We start from the raw sequence: 24,266 nt of genomic DNA, 5'->3' as shown, positions 1-24,266 counted from the left end.
ACAACTTTCCTCACCCGACTGGCCCGGGCCGTGGCGGGCAGCGCCCTGCCGTGCTGCCCGGTCCGAGCTTATGCGGCAACGATCGCCAGGACCGCATCCGAGGTAGCCCGAGGTAGCACGCTGGGAGATTCCGTGCGGATAGGGGGTGGTGGTGAGCATGGCGCTTTTCGAACGCTTACGATCCTCTGCGTGTCCAAACTGACCGACCTGCCCAAACGGATCTTGATCGGACGGGCTCTGCGCAGCGACCGGCTCCAGGAGACCCTTCTCCCGAAGCGCATCGCTCTCCCCGTCTTCGCCTCCGACCCACTGTCCTCGGTGGCGTACGCACCCGGTGAGGTGCTGCTCGTCCTGTCGATCGCAGGTCTGTCGGCCTACCACTTCAGCCCGTGGATCGCGCTGGCCGTCGTCATCCTGATGTTCACGGTCGTCGCCTCGTACCGGCAGAACGTGCACGCCTACCCGAGCGGCGGCGGCGACTACGAGGTCGCCAACACCAACCTCGGCCCGAAGGCCGGACTCACCGTCGCCAGCGCCCTGCTCGTCGACTACGTCCTGACCGTCGCCGTCTCGATCTCCTCCGGAATCGAGAACCTCGGCTCGGCCGTCCCGTTCGTCGTCGAGAACAAGGTCCTCTGCGCGGTCGCCGTCATCCTGCTGCTGACAGTGATGAACCTGCGCGGGGTGAAGGAGTCGGGCAGCCTCTTCGCCATCCCGACGTACGTCTTCGTCACCGGCGTCTTCATCATGATCGCCTGGGGCGCGTACAAGGGCATCGTCCTCGACGAGACCATGAAGGCCCCCACCGCCGACCTCGAGATCAAGGCCGAGCACGAAGGCCTGGCCGGCTTCGCGCTGGTCTTCCTGCTGCTGCGCGCCTTCTCCTCCGGCTGCGCCGCCCTCACCGGCGTCGAGGCGATCTCCAACGGCGTCCCGGCCTTCCGCACGCCGAAGTCGAAGAACGCGGGCACCACGCTCGCCATGATGGGCGCCCTGGCCGTCACCATGTTCTGCGGCATCATCTTCCTGGCCATGGCCACCGACGTACGGATGGCCGAGAACCCCGCCCACGACCTGCTGTCGGGCGGACAGCCGGTCGGTGAGAGCTACGTCCAGGACCCGGTGATCTCCCAGGTCGCGGCCGCCGTCTTCGGCGACGGAACGTTCTTCTTCGTGCTCCTCGCCGCGGCCACGGCGCTCGTCCTCTTCCTGGCCGCCAACACGGCGTACAACGGCTTCCCGCTCCTCGGCTCGATCCTCGCCCAGGACCGGTACCTGCCGCGCCAGCTGCACACCCGCGGCGACCGGCTCACCTTCTCCAACGGCATCGTGCTCCTCGCGGGCGCCGCCGCCCTGCTGGTCTGGGTCTACGGGGCCGACTCGACGAAGCTGATCCAGCTGTACATCGTCGGCGTCTTCGTCTCCTTCACGCTCAGCCAGACCGGCATGGTCCGACACTGGAACCGGCACCTGAGGACGGAGACCGACCCGGCCAAGCGCCGCCACATGATCCGCTCCCGTGCGATCAACACCTTCGGCGCCTTCTTCACCGGGCTCGTCCTGGTCGTCGTCCTCGCCACCAAGTTCACGCACGGCGCCTGGGTCGCGCTGCTCGGCATGGTGATCTTCTACGGGACGATGACCGCGATCCGCCGGCACTACGACTCGGTGGCGGACGAGATCGCCGCGGCCGAGGAGCGTCCCGACGAATACGTCCGCCCCTCGCGGGTCCGGTCCGTCGTCCTCGTCTCCAAGCTGCACAAGCCGACGCTGCGCGCGCTCGCCTACGCCCAGCTCGTGCACGCGCACGAACTGGAGGCGCTGACCGTCAACGTCGACCCGGCCGAGACCAAGGCGCTCAAGGCGGAGTGGGACCGGCGCGGGATCAACGTGCCGCTCAAGATCCTGGACTCGCCCTACCGCGAGATCACCCGGCCGGTCATCGACTACGTGAAGAACATCCGCCGCGAGAGCCCGCGCGACGCCGTCTCCGTCTACATCCCCGAGTACGTCGTCGGCCACTGGTACGAGCATCTGCTGCACAACCAGAGCGCCCTGCGGCTCAAGGGGCGACTGCTCTTCACGCCGGGCGTGATGGTCACGTCCGTGCCGTACCAGCTGCGGTCCTCCGAGGCCGCCAAGCTGCGGGCCAGGAAGCGCCAGGAGTGGAACGCGCCGGGCGCGGTGCGCCGCGGTCCGGTCGAGAAGCGGCCGAAGGAACCGGTCGGCAAGGACACGTAGACTGGTGGGCTGCTGCCGCTGCGGCAGCCCGCCTCTCTCTTTCTCTGGAGTCACCCCGTCATGCAGAACGCACCTGTTTCTTCGTTGGTCGGGGAAGAGTACGAGGTCGAGGTCGGCCCCGTCGCGCACGGCGGGCACTGCATCGCCCGCACCGAGGAGGGCCGCGTCCTCTTCGTCCGCCACGCGCTGCCCGGCGAGCGGGTGGTCGCCCGGGTGACCGAGGGCGAGGAGACGTCCCGCTTCCTGCGGGCCGACGCCGTCTCCGTCCTCGAAGCCTCCAAGGACCGGGTCGAGGCCCCCTGCCCCTTCGCCGGCCCGGGCAGGTGCGGCGGCTGCGACTGGCAGCACGCCAAGCCGGGCGCCCAGCGCCGCCTCAAGGGCGAGGTCATCGCCGAACAGCTCCAGCGCCTGGCCGGGCTCACCCCCGAGGAGGCCGGCTGGGACGGCACCGTCATGCCGGCCGAGGGCGACAAGCTCCCGGCGGGCGAGGTCCCGCAGTGGCGCACGCGCGTCCAGTACGCGGTCGACGCCGACGGGCACGCCGGACTGCGCAAGCACCGCTCGCACGAGGTCGAGGTGATCGACCACTGCATGATCGCGGCCGAGGGCGTGTCCGAGCTCGGCATCGAGAAGCGGACCTGGGAGGGCATGGCCTCGATCGAGGCGATCGCCGCCTCCGGCTCCGGCGACCGCCAGGTGATCCTGACCCCGAAGCCCGGTGCCCGCCTGCCCCTGGTCGAACTGGACAAGCCGGTCTCGGTCCTCCGCGTCGACGAGAAGGACGGCGGCGTCCACCGCGTCCACGGCCGCCCGTTCGTCCGCGAGCGCGCCGACGACCGGACGTACCGCGTCGGCAACGGCGGCTTCTGGCAGGTCCACCCGAAGGCCGCCCAGACCCTCGTCCTCGCCGTGATGCAGGGCCTGATGCCCCGCAAGGGCGACACCGCCCTCGACCTCTACTGCGGCGTCGGCCTCTTCGCGGGCGCGATCGCCGACCGCGTCGGCGACCAGGGCGCGGTCCTCGGCATCGAGTCCGGCAAGCGCGCGGTCGAGGACGCCCGCCACAACCTCCAGGACTACGACCGCGTCCGCATCGAACAGGGCAAGGTCGAGTCCGTCCTCCCGCGCACCCGCATCACCGAGGTCGACCTCATCGTCCTCGACCCGCCCCGCGCGGGCGCCGGCAAGCAGACGGTCAAGCACCTCGCCTCCCTGGGCGCCCGCCGCATCGCCTACGTGGCCTGCGACCCGGCGGCCCTGGCCCGGGACCTCGCGTACTTCAAGGTCGGCGGCTACCGGGTACGGACGCTGCGCGCGTTCGACCTGTTCCCGATGACGCACCACGTGGAGTGCGTGGCGATCCTGGAGCCGGTGAAGTAGGGGCTCTGACCTGCTGCTTTGTGGGCGAGGTCGATTGATGACGAGTCGAGTCGATCTGTTTCCGGGAGTCAACCGCGTGGAGTGTGTCGCCGGTTCCTGCCACGTGTCTCACCTGTGGCTTTGCGAACGGGTGCAGGGTGGGAGCCCTCCGCCTCACCTCCGTGAGGGGCGGCTGGGGAACGTCTTGACGCTCGTTCGACGCTGATTCTGACGGGGCGTCATGACGTTTGCTCGGTCGGTTGTCGGCCAAGTCGAGTACCTCGTCGATGCCGAGGCCGAGCGAGGCATCGGGGTTGCCGAACGGGTCTCCTGCGCACTCACCCGCGGCGTCGCAGAAGGGCCGTGTGGCCCTGAGCGCCGAGGGCTCGTCGGTCCGGCTACGGGCGGCCCTGGCGGCCGGGTCGACCCCCGACCCAGGTTTCCTGGAGATGCTCATCGAGCGGTGCGCGGTCGAGCCAAGGCGTCGGAGACGTGACCAGGCCGCGTACGCGCGGGTCAGTCGTTGAGTGCGGGACTGGACGCAGAGCCACTGACAGCGACACCCCCTCCAGCGCGAGACCGAGCGCGTGCGTCACCCTGTCCATGTTCAGCTTCCCCGCCGTTGTCGGCGACTTCAGTGCCTCCTTCGTGGCCTCTCCTGCCGCGCGATCTGCTTCGGCAGGGGAGGTGGTGGAGATGTCGCGCTGGATGAGGGCACGGTGCGATTGTTCCCACCTGCACCTCACGTCGGCACTGCCTCTGGGGACTTCCTCCGCGGCCGTGGCGGCCTGCTTTCCCGACCCGGACGGCTCGCTGCATCAAGGTCGTCAACACCGGCAATGTCGCGAGTAACTGGTGGTCGATCGCTGAATTCACCATCTACAACGGACATGTGCCGTGTTGAACTCGCCGCTGTCGGGGCTGCTGACAAACCTGCCCTGGCGAAACTGCTGGAGCTGTATCTGCGCGACTTCTCCGAGTTTCTGCCGTTGGAGTTGTCGGCGGATGGCACGTTCGGTATCGCTGGTTGGACAGCTACTTCACGGCCCCGGACCGCGAGGCCTACTCGATCACCGTGGGGGGCCGGTTGGCAGGGTTCGCCCTGGCCCCGCTGTGACGTCGGTCAGGGGGCCGTGCCCTGCCGGGGCCCGCGACCCGTGGTGGTTCGGGCGCCCGGCTGGTGCTGATGCTGCGGCGCTTCAGCATCACCTCCTACCAGGAAATCGCCGACGTCTGCGAGGTGCCGGTCGGCACCGTGCGCAGCCGGCTCAACCAGGCCCGCGGGAAGCCGGCGCAGGTGCTGCTTTTGAGACCCGGGTTATCGATTTCCGGTCGAAAGGGATACCGAGCTTTACAGATGCAGTCACCAATGATTGACAATGAGCCGGAAGAAGAACGTCCGATTCACTCGGTGGTGCGGCTGAGCACTCCGCTCACATTGAGGACCTCGTGGCATTCCTGCGCCTGCTGGCCCGTGGCCGGTGTACCGGGCTTCGCACAGGTCACGTCGATGGTCACCGTGTCGTTCTCGGGGATCTTGAGGGGGGTGACCCAGTGGTAGTCCTGGTTGCGGAACGTCTCCAGCGCGATCGTGGTGATCTTGCGGTCGCCGAAGGTGATCGTCATCACCCCTTCGTCGCCCTGGAAGTTGGCGACGACGATGTCCGTGACCCCGAAGACGCTGTTCTCCGGCACCTTGTAGGTGCCGGTCTTGGTCTGCCCAGTGCCCGTCTTCAGGTCGATGGTCGCCGAGCTCTGCTGACCGGCGCCGGTCGCGGTGTCGCCCTCGGCCGACGAGCCCCCGCCCCCGCCCGATCCGGTCGCCGCCCCCGACTCCTGGCCGTCGCCGGGCTGGTTGTTCGTGCCGGTGCCGGGGGACTCTCCACCCGCGTGGTCGCCGGGCGGGGTGGGGCGCGGCTGTACCGCCTCGGTGGCCGCCTCCTTGGCGGCGCTGCGCACCGCGGGGCGGACCAGCGCGAACCAGGCGAGCAACAGCGCGAGCAGCGCGGCGAGCACTGCGAGCAGCCACTTCGGGAAGATCGGTATCTGGACGAACTCCGCGTCCAGCGGCGGCCGGACAGCGGGCTCGTCCCAGCGGGCCTGCGCCGTCTCCTCCTGCTCGCCGGTCTCGCGGGTGTCCACGGTGAACGGCCACACCACGGGGTTGCCGAACCACACCGGCTTGGCGGTGCGGACCCGCAGCCGGACCTCCGTCGACTCCCCGGGTTCCAGCTTCGGCTCCGCCGGGGCGAAGGTGAACCCCAGTTCCTCGCCGGCCTGGCCGGGGGCGAAGCGTACCTGCACCGAGGTGTTGCCCTGGTTGCGCACGGCCAGCAGATAGCGGCCGCGCAGCCAGCCACGCCGGCGGCGCGGGGCGAGCTCGGTCTTCAGCTCGTGGAACTCCCCGACGTGGACGGTGGTTTCGAGGACCTTGACCGACTCGGGGTGCTCGTTCGGCAGGACCCGTACGCCGAGGGGCATCTCGCCGGCCCGGATCTCCGGGGAGCGCGGCGGCGCCAGACGGAGCGTCACCGTCTCGGAGGTGCCGGGGTAGAGGGAGACGCGCTCGGGTTCCACGGTGGTCCAGGCGGCGCAGTCGCCGACGACCTTCAGGTCGTACGCCTCGACGATGTCGCTGTCGTTGCGCACGGTCAGGCTGGTGGTGGCGATGTCACCCGGCGTCACGGTCACGGCCGGGATATCGAGGCCGGGCGCACCGGGATTGGAAGAGGCTGCGGAAGGCGTCACGCCGTCACCGTAGGAAGGTGCCCGGGAGGCGGGGGAGGGACGGGAGGGCAATACGCGGGCAGTGACGCTGCCCGGCAAGCCACTGTCAACTCCCAAGTAACGGTGGGCTCTTACTGTGGTGAGCCGCCTTCGGTGCACCCCTGACCCGTGATCGCCTCGCGCTGTATCACTCAGCCCCCCCACTGACTCATGAAAACAGGTATCCCATGTTCCGCGCAGAGGAGAACGGTCCTGCCATGTCCGACTCCACGACACGTGATCCCGTCCAGATCGGCTCGATCCACCGCACGTCTCGCTCCGGTGGCCCGACCCGGCCAAGCGTGGCCGTCTACGCCGCCGACCCCGTGCTGCGGGTCGGTGTCGTCCAGCAACTGCGCCAGCGCCCCGAGGTCGAACTGGTGGACGACGTCGACGCGGAGCGGGCCCAGGTCTCGCTGGTGGTCGTGGACGGCATCGACGACGACGTGGCCGCCCTGCTGAACCGGCTGCGGTACAACAGCGCCACCCGCACCGGCCTGGTGATAGGCACCCTCGGGGCCGGCGGGCTGCAACGCGTCATCGAGTCCGGTGCGTCGGTGGTGCTGCGCCGCGCCGAGGCCGATCAGGACCAACTCGTGCGGCTGGTCCTGGCGGCGGCCAACGGTGAGGGGGTGCTGCCCGGCGATCTGCTCGGCGAGCTGCTCAGCCACGTCGGCAATCTCCAGCGCTCGGCGCTCGCCCCCGGGACCCTGTCCCTGTCCACGCTCACCACGCGCGAGGCGGACATGCTGCGCCTGGTGTCGGAGGGCCTGGACACCGCGGAGATCGCCCGCAAGACCTCGTACTCCGAGAGAACCGTCAAGAACGTCCTGCACGAGATCATCACACGGCTGCAACTGCGCAACCGGGCCCACGCGGTGGGCTACGCGCTGCGCAACGGGCTGATCTGACAGGCCCGTTCGACGGACCGTCCGACGGTGGAGGGGAAGGCGGCGGTGCCCGAAAGCACACCGCGTGCTTCCCCCGGGTGCGGCCCCCGAGCCCTGCCGTCCCACGCGCGGCCGGTAGACGGTGGCGGGGGCACATCCAGATGCCGCACCAGACTGCGAAGGGGACCGTGATGGAAACCGCTGGCCCCGGACGGCCGTACCGCCTGGGGAGACTCGGCACCTCGCTCCTGCTGCTGATCCCCCTGCTCGGGGTGACGGCGGCGGCCGGGCCGGGCAGCGCCGGGCCCGCGGCGGCTGCCGACGCCGCGGAAACCCGGGTCGCGTACGCGGGCACCGGCCACCGCAGCCTCGGTGAGGTCGCCTCCACCACCTCCAGCACCCCGCTGTTCGGTGACGGCCCGGTCCACTACGACACGCAGCCGTCCGCCCTCGGCGACCAGATGGTCTTCGCCAGCCGCCGCGACGAGAAGGACCCGCAGATCTATCTGCGGGCCGCCGACGGTTCGGTACGACGGCTCACCAGCGGCATGGACGCGGCGCACCCCCAACTGACCCCCGACGGCCAGTCGGTGGTGTTCGACGCGGCCGAGTCCGCAGGACTGGGCGGCGGGACCCAGCGGGACCTGTGGCTGGTGCGCACCGACGGCACCGGCCTGACCCGGCTGACCGACACGTCCGCGAACGAGGAGGACCCGACGGTCTCCCCCGACGGGCAGCGCATCGCGTACGCCGTCGACAGTGACCCGGTGGTCGGCCAACAGATCTACGTACGGGCGCTTGGCGGCGGCACAGCCACCCGGATCACCGGCCCCGCCAACGGCACGGCTTCGGAGCCGGCCTGGAACCCGGTCGACGACGACGTCAACCGCGACTGGATCGCGTACACCGCCACCACGACCGTCGACGGGAAGTCCGTGACCCGGCTGCGGATCACGAACGGGACCGCCGACGAGCCGCTGTTCGGGGGCGCGCAGGCAACCTGGCGGGCCCACGGGGCAGCGTGGCTGCCCGACGGGGACGGTGTGCTGTTACTGAGCCCCGAGATCACCTGTGAGTGCGAGGGCGACTGGGACCACGTGTTCCGTTCGACCGCCCACTCCGACCAGGTCCCCTCGCTGGCGCTCAACGAGGACCGGGACGTCCTCTCGCCCACCTGGCTCGGCTCCCTCGACGGCGGCGGGGTGGTGGTGGAGCGCACCTCGGCGGCCAACCCGCACGTGGTGACGCTCCAGGACGCCCGGATGGACGGCTCCGACCCACGCGATCTGGGGCTGACGATCCTCAACGAGGATCCCGCGGCAGACACCAACACCGACCCCGCCAAGGATCCGCTGTTCCAGCCCGCGGCCGGCCACGACCCGTGGACCGAGCGGCAGAACTACACGCCCGACGGCCGCCGGACCGTCCTCACCCGCTTCGAGGACGGCGCCGACGGCCGGATCGAGCGGATCTGGATGGCCGACGCCGACAGCTCCAACGCGGCGCCGCTGCCGCTCGCGGGACGCGGCGCGAACGACTGGGACACCGACCCGACGTTCTCCCCGGACGGCAAGCAGCTCGCCTTCACCCGGACTTCGCCTGGCGGCGTCGGCGATGCGGCCGGAGCCAGCCGCATCCTCATCGCGGACGTCGCCACCGGCGCGATCACCGGCGAGGTCGTGCCGCCGGCCGGACAGCTCCAGGGTCAGGACGCCCAGCCCACCTGGTCCTCCGACGGCACCACCCTGGCCTTCACCCGGAACATGGAGATCAACGGGCGCGGCGGCAACAAGCACGTGTGGACCGTGCCCGTGAACGACCTGAGCCAGCAGCGCGACCTGAGCGCCACCAACTGCCCGGGCGACTGCAAGGTCATCGACGACAGCCCGGCGTTCTCCCCGGACGGGCGCAGCGTCGCCTTCAACCGCAAGAACGGCGCAGGCCGGATCGACGAGGAGAACGGCATCCTCCTGACGTCCGTGTCCGGCGGCGACTGTCAGGTGCTGCTGCCCACCGCCGCCCGCGGCCAGTCCGGCGCCTGCGGCCGGGAGCTGCCGGACACCACGACCACCGGTCCGCACCAGCCGCGCGACGCTGCCTGGACCGCCGACGGCAAGAGCCTGGTATTCAGCTCCCGCGCCGAGGCTGCGGTCAACAGCCCCGAGAAGCTGAGCCTCCTGGACGTCGACTCCGGCGACATCACCCCGCTCACCACCGAACTCGCGGGCCGCCAGAAGGAACCCACCGTCCAGCAGTCCGTGGACCTCGCCGTCCATGCGCCCGGCACCACGCCGGAGGTCACCGTCGGCGACTCCACCACGGTCCGTGTCGACGTGGTCAACAACGGCCCCGCCGCCTCGCCCGGCACCCGGCTGACCGTCGCGCCGCCGGCCGGCGTGCAGGTCACCGGGATCAGCCGGCCCGGCGGCACCTGCGACGCCTCCTCGCTCCAGTGCGACCTGGGCGTGGTGGAACCCGGCACCACCGTGCCGGTGGACGTCACGCTCACCGGAGTCACCCCCGGCGACGTCCCGGTCGACTGGTCGGTCACCGGTACGGTCCTGGACCCGCAGCCCAGCGACAACGCGGGCCGGACCGTGGTCCCGGTGCGCGAGGCGACACCGCCCCCCTCGACCCCGACTCCCACGCCCACCCCGACCCCCACCCCGACCCCCACCACGCCGCCCACGGTGCCCCCGGAGCCCGAGGAGCCGAAGGCCGGGCCCGGGGTGCGGGTCACGGCCCAGCCGAACCCCGGCTATGTCGGCGGGCGTGTCGTGGTGACGTACACCGTCCGCAACGGCCGCAACGCGCTGGCCACCGGACTGCGGCTGAAGATCGGCCTGCCCTCGGGGCTGCCCCACAGCGGGCCGCCCGAGGACTGCGACCAGAACTGGGTGTGCGCGCTGCCCGACCTCACGCCGGGCGCGAGCACCGTCGTACGGGTCGTGCTCAGCCCGAAGAAGGCGATGACCGGCCAGGTCACCGGCGTGCTCACCACCACCGGCACGGACGCGAACAAGAACGACAACACGGCCAAGGAGCGGCTGCGCATCCTCCAGCCGCGCATCGTCGCTGTGCCGGACATCGGCAAGCCCGGCTTCGTCACCTCCGTGCGCGGCAAGGACTTCCCGCCGGGAGTGCCGGTGAAGTTCACGTGGAACCCGGGGATCACCGCGGCGGCGGCGCCCACGATCCCGAAGACCGACGGCACCTTCATCGGCCAGCTGCTCATCCTCGCCAAGGACCAGACCGGGCCGCGCACCATCACTGCCAGCGGACCCGGATTCTCCCCGGTGAAGACCGACTTCCTGGTCGTCAACGGCAGTGTGCAGCCGCCGGACGAGGTGACCCGCCGGTGATCCACGAGGTCGACGAGGGCCTGCGGCGGCTGCTCGCCGAGAGCGGTCTGGAGGCATCGGGCATCGAGGTGGTCTTCGACGCCCCCACCCGGGACTGGGCGGCCCGCCGCAGCGCCCCGACGGTCTGCGTCTTTCTGTACGACATCCGCGAGGACGCCGTACGACGCGGTACCGGTGCCGGAGAGGTGTACGACGAGGATGGACACCTCGTCGCCCGGCGCTCCCCGCCGCGCTGGTTCCAGCTGACCTATCTGGTCACGGCCTGGGCGAGTCGCTCGCAGGACGAGCACCGGCTGCTGTCCCAGGTGCTCGGCGCGCTGGTCGCGCACGACACGCTGCCCGCCGGGCTGCTCACCGGCTCGCTCGCCGAACTCGGCCTGACTGTGGGCCTGGAGACCGCCGGGACGGGCATGGACGCGCCGGCCGCCGCGGACGTCTGGTCGGCGCTCGGCGGAGAGATGAAGGCGTCGCTCGGGGTACGGGTGCGGGCACCGCTCGCCGGTGTGACCAGGGCCGCCGCGCCGCCCGTCACCGAAGGCCTCGTCGTGCGCTCCGCCGCCGCCCGCGAGGGTGAGGAGACGAGCCCGGGCCGCCGGCTGCGCTACACGGAGGCCACCGACCCCGGCCGCGACGGGTTCACCGGGCCTCGTGAACGGCCGCCGGCCCCGGCGCGCAGGCGGCGTAGGGGGGATCGGCAGGCGTGACGTACACCGTGGAACCCGCGGTCGGGGGCGGTGTCGGCGCGGGAGGGGACACCGGTGTGGATCCCCTGTGGGAGCGGCTCGGTGCCGTCGAGGCGCGGGTACGGGAGGCCGTGGCGGTACGACGGTCCGCGGACCCCGATCCCGACGATCCCTACCGGGGCCAGTACCTCACCCCGGAAGCGGCGGCACGGATCCTGGACGAGCCGGGTGGGCTGGACATGCCCGCCCAGGGATTCTGGCAGCCGCCGGCGGGGTCTGTGCTCGACGGACTCGTCCGGCGGTTCGGGCTGTCCTCGCTCGACCTGGATCTGCTGCTGGTCGCGATGGCACCCGACCTGGACGCGCGGTTCGAGCGGCTCTACGGCTACCTCAACGACGACCTGACACGCCGTCGGCCCACGGTCGGGCTCGCGCTGGAGCTGTGCGGACTCGGCGGCGCCTCGCCCGCCCGGTTCCGCCTCGCCCCCGGGGCGCCGCTGATCGCACACGGTCTGGTGGAGGTCACCGAACCGGAGCGGCCGCCGCTGTCCCGTGTCCTGGCCGTCCCCGACCGGGTCACCGCGCACCTCCTGGGCGGCACACGGCCCGACGCCCGGCTCACCGGTGTGCTCGGCGAGGCACGGGAGGACCCGACCGCCGAGGCCGCGGACGTCCACCGCGCGGCGGCCGCGGCCGGCACCGGCGTCGGTCTCGTCCATCTGCGCAGCCGGGGCGGCGACGCCGAGGGGCTGGCCACCGCCGCCCTGCACGCGGCCGGACTCGGCCCGCTCGTCCTGGACGCGGCGGCGCTCGCCCGGCGCTCGGCCGACGTGCCGGCACTCGCCCGGGTGATCGCCCTCGAAGCCCGGCTGACCGGCGCCGGTGTGGTCCTCGGCCCGCTCGCCGCGTTGCCCGGAGAACCCGCCGAACGAGCCCGAACGCTCTCGTCGTTGTGCGCCGAACTACGCGGCATCCCCCTGTTCACCCACGGCACGACCGGCTGGGATCCGGCATGGGCGGCCGACACCCCCGTCGTACTGAACGTCGAGGCACCCTCCCCGGCACGACAGGCCGCGCGCTGGCGCCACGCGCTGGACCGGGCCGCCGGTGACGCCGTGACCGGTGACGTCGAGGCGCTCGCCAGGGCCGTCGCCGCGCATCGCCTGGACTCCGGGCAGTTGCGCCGGGCTGCCGAAGCGGCGGTGCGGACAGCCACCATCGAGGGACGGCAGGTGGGTCCCGGCGATCTGCGTACCGCCGTACGGGCGCAGAACGGCGCCGGGCTGGACCGGCTCGCCCGGCGCGTTGCGCCGGGGGTCGGCTGGGACGATCTGGTGCTGCCGCCGACCACTCACCGCCGGCTGCGTGAACTCGCGCTGCGCGCCCGCCACCGCGAGCAGGTGCTCGGGCAGTGGGGGATGCGGCCCGGCGGCGGCCGGGGCCGCGGTGTCATCGCGCTGTTCGCCGGCGAATCGGGCACCGGCAAGACCATGTCCGCCGAGGTCGTCGCCGCGGACCTGGGCATGGACCTGTACGTGGTGGATCTGTCCACGGTCGTCGACAAGTACATCGGGGAGACCGAGAAGAACCTGGAGCGGATCTTCACCGAGGCGTCGGCGGTCAACGCGGTGCTGCTCTTCGACGAGGCCGACGCGATATTCGGCAAGCGCTCGGAGGTGAAGGACGCCCACGACCGGCACGCCAACATCGAGTCGGCGTACCTGCTGCAGCGCATGGAGTCGTTCGACGGGATCGCGGTGCTGACCACCAACCTGCGGGCCAACCTGGACGAGGCGTTCACCCGCCGCCTGGACGTGGTCGCGGACTTCCCGATGCCGGACGCCGGTCAGCGTCTCGCCCTGTGGGACCGGTGCCTGGGCGGCCGGCTGCCCCGGGGCGACGACCTGGACCTCGCCTTCTGCGCCGACCGCTTCGAACTGGCCGGCGGCTCGATCCGCGCGTGCGCGGTCACCGCTGCCTATCTCGCGGCCGAGTCCGGCAAGCCGCTCACCATGCGGCAGACGGTCACCGCGATCGCCCAGGAGTACCGCAAGCTCGGACGCCTGGTCCTGGAGAGCGAGTTCGGGCCGTACCTGGCGGAGGCCGCCGGCGTGTGAGGCGACCGGTCCGAGGTCAGGGCCTGGACCTCCTCGTGGCCTTGCTGAGATCCACGCTGTTGGGCAGCATCGCCTGCGGACGCAGGAGGTCCTTGAGGAGGAACTTCATCAGTTCCGCGCCGGACATGTTCTTCAGCCGGTTCGCCAACGCGGGATTGGCGTCCTCCATCCGCATGATCTCCAGCACCGCGCGGTCCACCAGGCCGGGAATGATGTCCCTGCCCCTCAGGGTGTTGGAGCGGATCCGCTCCTTGTACCCCTTCTCCTTCCGGTGGCCGGCGCCGTAGGTCATCGTGCTGAATTCGTCCGCCGCGACCTCGCTCTTGACGACGGGGAGCAGGTTGGCCCGCTCCGGGTCCGTCTCCTGCGCCTTGGCCTGCATGATGAGCTCCATCATGTCGAGGTCCGTCTTGTTCATCCCGCGGTCGAAATTCCGCACGGGGAGGGAGAACTGCTTGGGCATCTTGTCCATGCGGGTGGGCAGTTCACTCTTGAAGGCCGTGGGGTCGGTGGGGTCGGCCTTGATCACCGGATACTCACGCTGGGCGAAGTCGCTGAGCATGAGCCAGCCCTGGGACTCCAGGGGCGAGTCCGCGAGCGGGATCTCGAACCGGACCTTTCCGAACCGGGTCTCGCGGAACTCGCTGCCCGGCGCCTCCAGGAAGAAGAAGACGAAGCCCTCGTTCGCCAGGACGTGTGCGTCGTAGCCCTCGGAGTTGTTGGCCGCGTCGGGGTCGTCCTTCAGCAGCTCCGTCTTCGACTTGATCTGGTTCGCCTGCGACAGCAGGTCAGCCCGGGCCTCGTCCTTGGTGTAGTGGCACAGCACGCTCTGCCGCAGCGCGGCTGTCAGGTTTCGCTCGACGCCGCTCACCCAGTCCTTGCGCCCGCGCGTATTGATCTCGTTGGCCATACCGGCCCGGTTCATCTCGGAGAGTTCGCGGAAATAGCTCGGCCCGTTCATGGCGAACGCCACGGCGCTGTCGGCCCAGGTCTCCTCGTTCCAGAGCAGGCCGCGCGCGGTCATCGCCTCGAAGGGGGCGCGTGCTTCGGCGGAGAAGTCGCTGTCCCTGCCGATCTGTTCGGTCACCAGGTTGTTCTCGGCCTTGAGAGCCGTGCGGGCCTCGGTCAGGAAGTGCCGGGCGGCGGTCCCGGACTCCTTGGTGAGGGTCTCCTCGGCGCTGCCGACCGCCAACAGCAGTGTCATCAGCACCTGCGCACAGTGCATCGGGTCACGCTTGGGATCCGCGTCGTACGCCTTGATGCCCTCGCGGATCTCCGCCAGCTCGGGAGACTCCTGCGCGGGCGTGCTCCCCCAGGACTTGAGGAAGGACTTCAGGGGGTTGCCGTCGGACCCGACCGCCGGCAGCTTGTCCGAGAGCGCCTCATGGCCCTTGCGCTGGATCACCGCCGCCCCGGAGGACACCGGCCCGGAGTGCTCCGCGGTGCACGCTTCCGCCCGCTGTACGGGTGCGGGCCCCGCCATGATCCGGTGCGCGTTCGCCTCGGCCTCCCGTTCGAACCGGTCCGAAGGGTCGGACACGCGCAGGCCGTTGCCGTGGTCGGTGCCCGCGACCGGCCCCTGCCGCTGCTGGACGACGTGGGTGAGTTCATGCGCGAGGGTGTGCTTGTCGCGTCCGCCTTCGCCGATGACGACATGGCTGCCGGAGGTGTAGGCGCGCGCGCCGACGGAACGGGCCGAGCGGGCCGCCGAGGCGCCGGTGTGCAGCCGTACGTCGGAGAAGTCGGTGTCGAACCGGGACTCCATCTCCTGGCGCACCGGCCCGGCGAGGGGTTTGCCGGCCGAGCGCAGGACGTCGTGTACCTCGGTGCCGGGCTGCTCCGGGGCTTCCGTGGTGCGTGCCCGGCGGGCGATCATGCCGGTCACCGCGGCGTTGCCCGCGGTGCCCTGGGCGGCCTGGAGCGCGGCGGCCGTGAGCGGGGGCGGTACGGCGGCGCCGTTCCCGGATGTCTCCCGTCGGGCGCCGGCCTGGCCGCGGGCCGGTTCCTGGTCCTCGCTCCGGCCGGTGCGCGGCTTGGAAGTCTGCACCTGCTGCCTCCTCGTCGGCGCCCATGCTGCGGCTCTCCAGTTCATCGCGGGGGCGAGCGGGGCGTCCAGGTCCGAAGGGGCAGCGCGAGGGCAACGGTGGGCGACGTCGGGACGGTCAACCTGGGGCGTCCGTAAAGGCAGATGTATTGCCCTCGGGCAGGTCCGCAGGTCCCTGCCGCTCCGCCGGTACGCCGCGCAGACTCGGCCTGGACACAGGTGACCGTAAGGACGTTAAGGAGCGAGCATGCCGACGTACCTCACCCCGGGCGTATACGTGGAGGAGGTGCAGTCCGGTGCCCGACCGATCGAAGGAGTCGGCACGGCCGTCGCCGCGTTCGTCGGCTTCGCCGAGAAGGGCCCGTTCCACGCGCCGACGCTGGTCACCAGCTGGGACCAGTATTCCCAGGTGTTCGGCGGCTTCACCGAGGGTACGTATCTCGCCCACGCGCTCTACGGGTACTTCTCCAACGGCGGCGGCGCCGCGTACGTGGTGCGCATCGGTGGGGCGGCCGAGGCCGCCTCGGGCCCGTCGGTCAATGGCGGCCGGCAGCCGAAGGCGGCTCAGCCGGTCGAACTCGGCGGCTTCCTGATCGCCGCCAAGCCGGGCGTGACCAGGGTATCGGTGGAGGTCGCCGACGTGGACGGCGAGGACCCGCCGGAGGACCGCTTCAAGGTCCTGGTCCGGCGCGGCGACGAGGTGGTGGAGACGTACGACGCCTCCACCCGCAAGAACGTCAAGGGCTACCTGGTCACCCAGGCCCGCGCCTCCAAGCTGATCGAGGTCACCGAGCAGCGCGGCGCCACCCAGGCCAAGCCCGCCGCCCAGACCCTCGCGATCCCCGACGCCGCCGGCGCGCCCGCCTCCAACGGCTCCGGTGAGCTGGCACGCATCGACCCCGCCGAGTACGTCGGCGACGCGGCGGCCCGTACCGGGTTCGGCGGTCTGGAGACCATCGACGAGATCACCATGGTCGCGGTGCCCGATCTGATGGGCGCCTACCAGCGCGGCGACATCGATGCCGAGGGCGTGCGCACCGTGCAGCTCGCCGTCATCTCGCACTGCGAGCAGATGGGCGACCGCGTGGCCGTCCTCGACGCCCCGCCCGGGCTCAACGCCCAGCAGGTGCGCACCTGGCGTAACGACGAGGCGGGCTACGACTCCCGGTACGCCACCCTCTACTACCCGTGGGTGCGGGTCTTCGACCCGGCCCTCGGACGCAACACCACCGTCCCGCCGAGCGGTCACGTCGCCGGTGTGTGGGCGCGCAGCGACGCCGAGCGCGGTGTGCACAAGGCGCCGGCGAACGAGGTGATTCGCGGCGCGGTCGACCTCGAACTCCGACTGAGCAAGGGCGAGCAGGACCTGCTCAACCCGATCGGCGTGAACTGCATCCGGGCCTTCCCCGGCCGCGGCATCCGGATCTGGGGCGCCCGCACGCTCTCCTCCGACCCGGCCTGGCGCTACCTGAACGTACGCCGCCTGTTCAACTACCTGGAGGAGTCCATCCTCCTGGGCACCCAGTGGGTCGTGTTCGAGCCCAACGACGACCGGCTGTGGTCCAGCATCCGTCGCAACGTCACCGCGTTCCTCACCGAGGAATGGCGCCGGGGCGCGCTGTTCGGTCGTACCGCCGACGAGGCGTTCTACGTCAAGTGCGACCGCGACAACAACCCGCAGGAGTCCATCGACCAGGGCCGGGTCGTCTGCGAGATCGGCGTTTCGCCGGTCAAGCCCGCCGAGTTCGTGGTCTTCCGGCTGGCCCAGTTCTCCGACACCACCAGCCTCATCGACGAGTGATCCGCGAGTTCGGTTCTGTAAGGAAAGGTTGACAGACAGTCATGGCAACGGGCGATGCTCTTTCCACTCACGTCTTCGGCGTGCAGCTCGGCGGATACCTGGTGGAGTCCATCCAGGAGATCAGCGGGTTCACCGTCGAAGAGGATGTCGTCGAGGTCAAGCAGGTCACCGCGGAGGGCAAGCAGATCATCCGCAAGCAGCCGGGTGCCCGGCAGGCCGGTGAGATCACGATCACGCGGGGACTCGACCAGAGCAGCGAGTTCACCCAGTGGATCAAGGAGACCCTGAACAACGGCGCCGTCAACACCGCGCGGCAGAACCTCACCATCGAGATCAAGGACACCGAGGGCAACACCGTCCGCCGTATCCAGCTGATGCAGGGCTGGGCCTCCAAGTGGGAGGGCCCCTCCCTGAAGGCGGGCGAGTCGTCCCCGGCCACCGAGTCGGTCACGATCACGTTCGAGGAGATCGTCGTCGAATGAGACGCCGTACGGTGACGGCGGGCAGCCTGGAGGATCTCCTCCAGGTCACGGCGCCCGCCCAGGCGCCGGAGCAGACGGCGGCCCCCACCCCGCCGCGCCGTGAGGACGACAACAGCGGGCTGCGCACGGAGTTCGAGTTCGAGCTGCCGCGCGGGTACGTCGACGAGGCGGGCACCGTGCACCGGTACGGCTCGATGCGGCTGGCCACGGCCCGCGACGAACTGCGGCCCCAGATCGACCTGCGGGTCAAGGAGAACCCGGCGTATCTGAGCGTGGTGCTGCTGAGCCAGGTGATCACCCGGCTCGGCACGATCACGGATGTGCACGCCGGGATCGTCGAGCGGATGTACGCCACAGACGTGGCGTTCCTCCAGGACTTCTACCGCCGCGTCAACAGCGAGGGCCACACCCGCGCGGCGGTCACCTGTCCGCACTGCGAGGGCGGCTTCGAGGTCGACCTCTCGGGTGGGCGCCTGGGGGAATCGTGACGTACGCCCTTCCCCGGCTCCGGGAGGAGATCGCGTACATCGCCTACCACTTCCACTGGGAGCGCGAGGAGATCCTCGATCTCACGCATGGTGAACGCCAGCAGTGGGTGGCCGAGATCGCCCGTATCAACACCCGTATGAACGAAAGCGGTTGAGCAGATGTCATGGCGGGACAGGCTGCGCCGCCGCGTCGGAGCGGGCGGGTCGGGGGCCCGGGGCTCTGCCGTCCCTGGGGGCTCGGATGCGGGTGGCGACGGCGGTTCGGGTTCTTCGGATCCTTCGGGTGCATCGGGCGCATCAAGTCCTGTGGGTTCCTCCATGCCTGGCGACTGGGACGGCGGTTGGCGCCGCACCTCCCCACCCCAACTGACCGTCTCCCGTGCTCCGTTGGGCGTGAGTGACGGACTCACCTTCCGTGCGGCGCTCGCCGCCTGGCAGAACCCTTCCTTTGACAGCGGGCTCGGACATGCGCTGCTGCCGACGGCTCCGGCTGGGCTGGTGCGGGGTGTGACTCGCCCGGCCGGCCCGCGCGCTGTGAGCGTTGTTGGGGGGCCGCTGGTGCTTCGGGCGGTGCGGACGGAAGGGGGCGAGGGGTCGGAGGGCGGGGCGCAGGGGGACTCTCGCTCGAAGTCGACGCCGGCGTCGGTAAGACCAGCTCGTGGTGGCTCCTCCGGTGCCAACCGTAATGTGGGGAAGGGGAGTTCGGGCGGAACTTCGCAAAGTCGTGACATCACGTCGTCCGTGGGCTCCCCCGCTGTCCTCTCCTCCCCGACTCCCGCTGTCCAACGGGCCGTAGCCCCGTCGGCCGCCTCGCCGATTCCGCTCGTACGACGTGTCGCGGTGATCCCCGGGGCGGCCGGACCGTCCGTCCAGCGTGCCGCGAAGGAGGCGCCGGAGACGGGTGCGCAGCCCGCGCTGAGCGGAAACCGGTTGAAGGTGCCCCTCCCCGCCGTCCAGGCGCGGTTGGTGGGGCGCCACTTGACGGTCGCCCCCCGGGTGATGGGGCCTGTACGCCGTGTCCCTGCCCTGAGGTCTGCGGTGGTCGCCGAGACGGCCGCACCGAGCACGCCCGTACAACGTGCTGGAAACCGGCCGCCGTTGGGTGCGTCGCCGGTGGAGGACACCTCCGTCGTGCCCGCTGCGGGACCCGTGCCCGGTCCGGTGTTTCCCGTGGTTCAGCGGCAGGCCGAGGACGCCCGGAGTTCCTCCGACAGCCCTGCGCCGAGCACCGCCGTACAACGTGCGGGAAACCGGTCGCCGTTGGGTGCGTCGCCGGTGGAGGACACCTCCGTCGTGCCCGCTGCGGGACCCGTGCCCGGTCCGGTGTTTCCCGTGGTTCAGCGGCAGGCCGAGGACGCCCGGAGTTCCTCCGGCAGCCCTGCGCCGAGCGCCCCCGTGCAGCGCACTGGAAGCCGACCGCCGTTGGGTGCGCCGCTCGCTGAACTGCCCTCCACGGCCGCGCCGTTGGTGAAGGACGGCCCTGCCGCGCCCGTATCCGGTCCGGTGCTTCCCGTGGTTCAGCGGCAGGACAAGGACACCCAGGGTGCCCCCAGCGGCCCCGCCCCGGGCCCGTCTTCGGGTCCGCAGCGTTCCGGTGCGCGTGCGCGCAGCGGCCTGGGGGCGCCCCTGCCCGCGATGCCGGCCAGCGCCGGTCTGCCCGGCTCCGCCGCCTCCGGGGCCCGAGCCTCCAGTACGGCATCCGGGCCCGACATCCAGCGCACACCGGCATCGCCCGCGCCGGGCGGGGACCGTACGCCGCCCACGGAGCCCGCCTCGGATACGGCAGGCCACGCACCGTTGCTGGGGACGGTCGACGTCCAGCGCCACCTCGCGGACCACCCGGCGCCCCAGGGCGGCAGCCCCACGGACCACGGAACCGGCCCTGCGACGCCGTTGGTGACGCCGTCCCAGGGCGCGGCGTCTCAGTCTCCGGCGGGCACAGTCGTACGGCCCGAGGCGATGCACCCCGGTCCCGGCCCCGGCGACGGACGTCCCCAAAGCCCCAGCAGCCCAGCCCCGGTCGTCGTAGCCCGCCGCGCGGCCGAACCCATGGCAGGCGCTCGCCCCGCGAACGCATCCACCGGCGGCGCCCGCCCCGCAACCCCCTCCATCCCGGTAGCCCGCCGCACCCTCCCGCTGCTGCCCGCACGGCCCCTCATCCTCAACACCCTGGCGCCGGAAGGCCTGGCACCGTCCGCCGCGTCGCGCCCCGTCGGCGGCCCTCCCGTGGTGGCGGCGCGTTGGAGCGGGGCGCCGGACATCCCCGGCGGCGGCACCCCCGCGCCGTCCACCCGGTCGCCCGCGCACCCTGCGCACCCCGCGTCGGCACCGTCCGCGGGCGCCGCTGCGACCCCGCCGGTCCAACGGGCCGTAACCGCGCACGCGCCGCACCACCCGGGCGTACCGGCAACCGGCTCGGCCGTACGAGCGACGGGCGCCCCCGGTGTCGTCCAGCGAGTCGTCCCGCTCGTCAAGCCCGCGCCGCCTGGCGGGGGAGTGCCCGGTACGGCGGCGGTCCCCCCGGCGCGGCCCCTGCCGGTCACGCCCCCGTTGACGCCGCCCCTCGCGAATGGCCCGTCGACAGCCGTGGCACAGGCGGCGGCCATCCCCGTGGTCCGGCCGCGGGTCGTGACGCCGGGCGCCCGATCGGCGAGCGGCGGCGGCAACAGCCCTGCGGTGCCCGAGGTCCAGCGTGCGATCTCCGGCGCGGGGAAGGCCGTACCCGACGTACCCGGCGTATCCAAGGGCGTACCGGCGAAGGCGGTGCCCGCGGCGCGTGGCAAGCAGCAGTACTCCGGGACGGCCTCCGCCTCCGCGTCCGGCCGGCGCACGGAGCGGTCCGCCGGCGCGGCGCAGGACCCCGGTCTCGACCTGGACGACCTCGCGCGTCGCCTGCTCGACCCGATGGCCCGCCTGCTGCGCACGGAACTGCGGCGCGGCCGGGAGCGTACGGGTCGCCCCTACGACGGACGCCGCTGAGGTCACGGCACGGAACGGATGACGGACGGATGACGGACAACATCTTCGCGAGCAGCGTGTTCTTCCGGCTCGCGATCGGCGGCAATGATCTGGGCGCCTTCCACACCTGCTCCGGCATGGGTGCCGAGGTGGAGATCGAGACCTATGCCGAAGGTGGCAACAACGGATTCACCCATAACCTGCCCGGCCGGGTGACCTGGTCGAACATCACGCTCACCCGGCCGGTCACCGCCGACACCGCGAAGATCGCCCGCTGGCTCGACGAGACGCTGAAGCGGGTGGAGCCCAAGGACGGCGAGATCGTGGCGCTGCGGCCGGATCTGTCGCGGATCATCAGCTGGCAGGTGTTCGGGATCGTCCCGGTGCGCTGGCAGGGCCCGTCCTTCGACCCCAGCAGCTCGCAGGCGGCGGTGGAGACCCTGGAGATCGCCCACGAGGGACTGCGCCCTTCCTGACCAACCATCCCCCAAGTCCCATTCTCCGAATATCGTTGTGGAAAGGAATCCCGGCCATGTCCCCAGCGTCCCGCTCCAGTCGGGCCAGGGCCCAGCTGACGTTGAAGGAGCCCCCGGCCTCCGTCGGCGCCAAGCCAGGCGGGACGCTCGCGCGGCTGAACCTCCAGTTCAACCCGTCCACCTTGGAGTTGCGCAAGGCCACCGAGTGGCGGCGTTCTCCGTCGCGGATGGCGGAGGAGTCGGCGCTGCCCGAGTTCGTCGGCAGTGGCCCGCGCGAGCTGAGTCTTGAGGTGTTCCTGGACGCCACCGCCACCCACGACAACTCCGTGGAGCAGGCGGTGGAGAAGCTGATGAAGGCGTGTGTGCCGACGAAGGCGAGCCTGGGGCGCAAGAAGCCGGCGAGCCCGTGGGTGCGGTTCGAGTGGGGCAGTGCGCGGACGACGTCGTTCGACGGGGTGCTGTCCAGCCTGTCGGTGACGTACACGCTGTTCGACGTGGACGGCAAGCCGCTGCGGGCGACCTGCCGGCTGTCGATCGAAGAGGCGAGCGTCGGTCCGGCGGGGCAGAACCCGACGTCCGGCTCGCGCACCGGGCGCAGTACGCACATCGTCGTGGCGGGCGACAGCCTGGCGCTGCTGGCATGGCGGGAGTACGGCGACGCGACGGCCTGGCGGGTCATCGCGGAGGCCAATGACATCGACGACCCGATGGCGCTGGTGCCCGGCAGCGAACTGGTGCTGCCGGCGATGAGCGACGCGGGCGCTGAGGAGGAGCAGTGAGTGGCGGGGTACGGGACGGCCGGTCCTTCGCGGCGGACCCCATCGTGGAGACGCCCGGCGAGCTGCCGCCCGTCTGGGCCGCCCAGCTGGTGAGTTGCGTGGTCGACGAGAACGTGGGCCTGCCGGACGCAGCGGTTCTCACGTTCCGCGATCCCGATCACGAGTTCCTGAGGAACACCGGCATCACCATCGGCACCCCGCTCAGGGTCTCCGTGGTCACCGTGACCGGGCAGGCGCGCGAGCGGCTGTTCAACGGTGAGGTGACGGCCCTGGAGGTGGACCGGGACCGCACCGGCTCGTTCACGGTGGTGCGTGCCTTCTCCAAGGCGCACCGCCTCCAGCGCGGCCGGAAGGTGGTGGCGTACCGGAACATGACGGCGGCGGCCATCGTCCGCAAGGTGGCCGCCGGGGCGGGCCTGGCCTGCGGCACCGTGCAGGCCGCGCCGGTCACCTACAAGCAGCTGTCCCAGGCGAACGTCTCCGACTGGGACTTCCTTCAGTTCCTGGCCGCCGAGAGCGGCGCGCAGGTGCGTGTCGACGACAAGGGGCTGCTCCAGTTCACCAAGCCCCAGAAGGCGTCCGGGGCGCCCGCGCCGTCCACGTCGGCTGCTCAGAACCCGATGGTGCTGGAGTACGGGCGCAATCTGCTGGCGCTGCGGGCCTCCTTGTCGGCGGCGGACGGCGCGCAGCAGGTGGAGGTGCGCGGCTGGGACGTCACCACCAAGCGGCCCCTGGTGGCCCGGCAGCCGTCGGTCGACAGCGACACGGTGGTGCCGGGGCTGAGTCCGGCGCTCGCCGCCCGGTTCGGCAAGTCGTCGAAGCTGACCGTCACCGACACCCCGTACCGCACCCAGGCCGAGACGAAGGCGGTCGCAAACGCAGTGGCCAGCCAAGTCAGTGCGAGCTTCGGTGAGTTGGAGGTGATGGCCGAGGGCAACCCCATGCTGCGGGCGGGCAAGCCCATCGCGCTCGGCAACGTCGGGCAGGCCTTCTCCGGCAAGTACACGGCGACGGCGGTGCAGCATGTCCTCGAACCGCACGGCGGATACCGTACGACGGTGTGGGTGAGCGCCAGCCCGGACCGCTCCCTGACCGGCCTGGTCACCGGCGCCAACGCGCCCTCCCGGGGTCCGCGCATGCCGGGCCTGGCGATCGGCGTGGTGACGGACGTGCGCGAGCCGGCCGGCTCCGAGCGCGGCGCCGTGAAGCTCAAGTTTCCCTGGCTGGACGACACGTACGTCACCGACTGGGTGCGCACCGTGCAGTGGGGCGGCAAGGGCGGCGGCGGGGTGGTGAGCCCCGAGGTCAACGACGAGGTGCTGGTCGGCTTCGAACAGGGCCTGCTGGACAGCCCGTACGTCATCGGAGGGCTCTACAACGGCGTGGACAAGCCCTCGCCTCACGACGTCCCGCTGATCGACAAGACGACTGGAAGGGTCAACCGCCGTTCCATCGTGTCGCGTTCGGGGCATCGGGTGGAGCTGCTGGACGCGCGGGCACCGGGGCTCTCCGGGGTGCGGATGATGTCCGCCGACGAGCGCCTCGAAGTCTTCCTCGACAACCGGCGGGACCGGATCGAGATGACGGTGTACGCGGGCAAGGGCCGGCAGGTGCTCAGCTCCGTCATGCTCGACAAGAAGGGCATCACCCTGGACGCGGGACGGGGGAACGTGAACGTGTCGGGCGCCAACGTGGACATCAACGGCAGGGTCGGGGTGAAGATCGGCGGCCGCACGGTGGATGTCACCGGCGCCACGGGCGTCACCGTCGACGGCGGTCTGCTCGGCGTCCTCAAGGCCAAGCTCATCCGCATCAACTGA

General features: G+C 71.2%; 16 protein-coding genes and 1 pseudogene. 15 read left to right on the top strand and 2 right to left on the bottom strand.

The genetic code is table 11. The features are described 5' to 3' along the window. Window positions 1–189: 189 nt before the first annotated feature. The 3 genes and pseudogenes from FDM97_RS25575 to FDM97_RS25560 form a co-directional block, all read left to right on the top strand. On the top strand, window positions 190–2,241 hold the full coding sequence (locus FDM97_RS25575; RefSeq protein WP_137992825.1) for an APC family permease: 2,052 nt from the start codon (window positions 190–192) through the stop codon (window positions 2,239–2,241). Window positions 2,242–2,301: 60 nt separating this feature from the next. Beyond that, window positions 2,302–3,621 (top strand): class I SAM-dependent RNA methyltransferase, encoded by a 1,320-nt coding sequence (locus FDM97_RS25570; RefSeq protein WP_137992824.1) that lies wholly within the window; start codon window positions 2,302–2,304, stop codon window positions 3,619–3,621. Between the two features lie 1,165 nt (window positions 3,622–4,786). Continuing rightward, window positions 4,787–4,873 (top strand): annotated as a pseudogene (locus FDM97_RS25560) (sigma factor-like helix-turn-helix DNA-binding protein); the annotation flags it as partial. Window positions 4,874–5,004: 131 nt separating this feature from the next. Here FDM97_RS25560 and FDM97_RS25555 read toward each other — a convergent pair. Next, window positions 5,005–6,348, bottom strand: coding sequence for a COG1470 family protein (locus FDM97_RS25555; RefSeq protein WP_137992822.1), 1,344 nt, complete (start codon window positions 6,346–6,348; stop codon window positions 5,005–5,007). 236 nt (window positions 6,349–6,584) lie between these two features. Here FDM97_RS25555 and FDM97_RS25550 point away from each other — a divergent pair, with 236 nt between their 5' ends. The 4 genes from FDM97_RS25550 to FDM97_RS25535 all read left to right on the top strand — a co-directional run bounded on the left by FDM97_RS25550 (window position 6,585) and on the right by FDM97_RS25535 (window position 13,418). After that, complete coding sequence (locus tag FDM97_RS25550; protein ID WP_137992821.1) at window positions 6,585–7,277, top strand: helix-turn-helix transcriptional regulator; 693 nt, start codon at window positions 6,585–6,587, stop codon at window positions 7,275–7,277. A 170-nt stretch (window positions 7,278–7,447) separates the two neighbouring features. Then, the gene (locus tag FDM97_RS25545; protein ID WP_137992820.1) at window positions 7,448–10,618 is read left to right on the top strand and encodes a DUF11 domain-containing protein; all 3,171 of its coding nucleotides are present in this window, start codon (window positions 7,448–7,450) and stop codon (window positions 10,616–10,618) included. After that, window positions 10,615–11,322 (top strand): Pvc16 family protein, encoded by a 708-nt coding sequence (locus tag FDM97_RS25540; protein ID WP_137992819.1) that lies wholly within the window; start codon window positions 10,615–10,617, stop codon window positions 11,320–11,322. Before FDM97_RS25545 ends, FDM97_RS25540 begins: the two co-directional genes overlap by 4 nt. Then, the gene (locus FDM97_RS25535) at window positions 11,319–13,418 is read left to right on the top strand and encodes an AAA family ATPase (protein ID WP_432816246.1); all 2,100 of its coding nucleotides are present in this window, start codon (window positions 11,319–11,321) and stop codon (window positions 13,416–13,418) included. Before FDM97_RS25540 ends, FDM97_RS25535 begins: the two co-directional genes overlap by 4 nt. A gap of 16 nt (window positions 13,419–13,434) precedes the next feature. Here FDM97_RS25535 and FDM97_RS37140 read toward each other — a convergent pair whose 3' ends face one another. Next, the gene (locus tag FDM97_RS37140; RefSeq protein ID WP_432816245.1) at window positions 13,435–15,465 is read right to left on the bottom strand and encodes an eCIS core domain-containing protein; all 2,031 of its coding nucleotides are present in this window, start codon (window positions 15,463–15,465) and stop codon (window positions 13,435–13,437) included. A 244-nt stretch (window positions 15,466–15,709) separates the two neighbouring features. On the opposite strand from FDM97_RS37140, the gene FDM97_RS25525 reads away from it, so the two are divergent. The 8 genes from FDM97_RS25525 (at window position 15,710) to FDM97_RS25495 (ending at window position 24,266) form a co-directional block, all read left to right on the top strand. After that, window positions 15,710–17,263, top strand: coding sequence for a phage tail sheath family protein (locus tag FDM97_RS25525; RefSeq protein ID WP_137992817.1), 1,554 nt, complete (start codon window positions 15,710–15,712; stop codon window positions 17,261–17,263). Window positions 17,264–17,304: 41 nt separating this feature from the next. Then, a complete protein-coding gene (locus FDM97_RS25520; RefSeq protein WP_041127466.1) occupies window positions 17,305–17,745 on the top strand; it encodes a phage tail protein in 441 nt (146 codons plus the stop codon). Next, a complete protein-coding gene (locus FDM97_RS25515; protein ID WP_137992816.1) occupies window positions 17,742–18,233 on the top strand; it encodes a zinc-ribbon domain-containing protein in 492 nt (163 codons plus the stop codon). The genes FDM97_RS25520 and FDM97_RS25515 overlap by 4 nt, the downstream gene beginning before the upstream one ends. After that, window positions 18,230–18,388, top strand: a complete 159-nt coding sequence (locus FDM97_RS36025) for a DUF6760 family protein (protein WP_175439233.1) — start codon at window positions 18,230–18,232, stop codon at window positions 18,386–18,388. The genes FDM97_RS25515 and FDM97_RS36025 overlap by 4 nt, the downstream gene beginning before the upstream one ends. A gap of 2,431 nt (window positions 18,389–20,819) precedes the next feature. After that, entirely contained in the window at window positions 20,820–21,212 is a 393-nt protein-coding gene (locus FDM97_RS25510) for a hypothetical protein (protein WP_137992815.1), read from the top strand. A gap of 29 nt (window positions 21,213–21,241) precedes the next feature. Then, a complete protein-coding gene (locus FDM97_RS25505) occupies window positions 21,242–21,667 on the top strand; it encodes a phage tail protein (RefSeq protein WP_137992814.1) in 426 nt (141 codons plus the stop codon). Between the two features lie 56 nt (window positions 21,668–21,723). Beyond that, on the top strand, window positions 21,724–22,446 hold the full coding sequence (locus tag FDM97_RS25500; protein WP_137992813.1) for a CIS tube protein: 723 nt from the start codon (window positions 21,724–21,726) through the stop codon (window positions 22,444–22,446). Then, complete coding sequence (locus FDM97_RS25495) at window positions 22,443–24,266, top strand: VgrG-related protein (protein WP_137992812.1); 1,824 nt, start codon at window positions 22,443–22,445, stop codon at window positions 24,264–24,266. The genes FDM97_RS25500 and FDM97_RS25495 overlap by 4 nt, the downstream gene beginning before the upstream one ends.

It is taken from the genome of Streptomyces vilmorinianum (genome assembly GCF_005517195.1).
Taxonomy (GTDB): domain Bacteria; phylum Actinomycetota; class Actinomycetes; order Streptomycetales; family Streptomycetaceae; genus Streptomyces; species Streptomyces vilmorinianum.
This window is presented reverse-complemented; position numbering and strand designations above follow the sequence as displayed.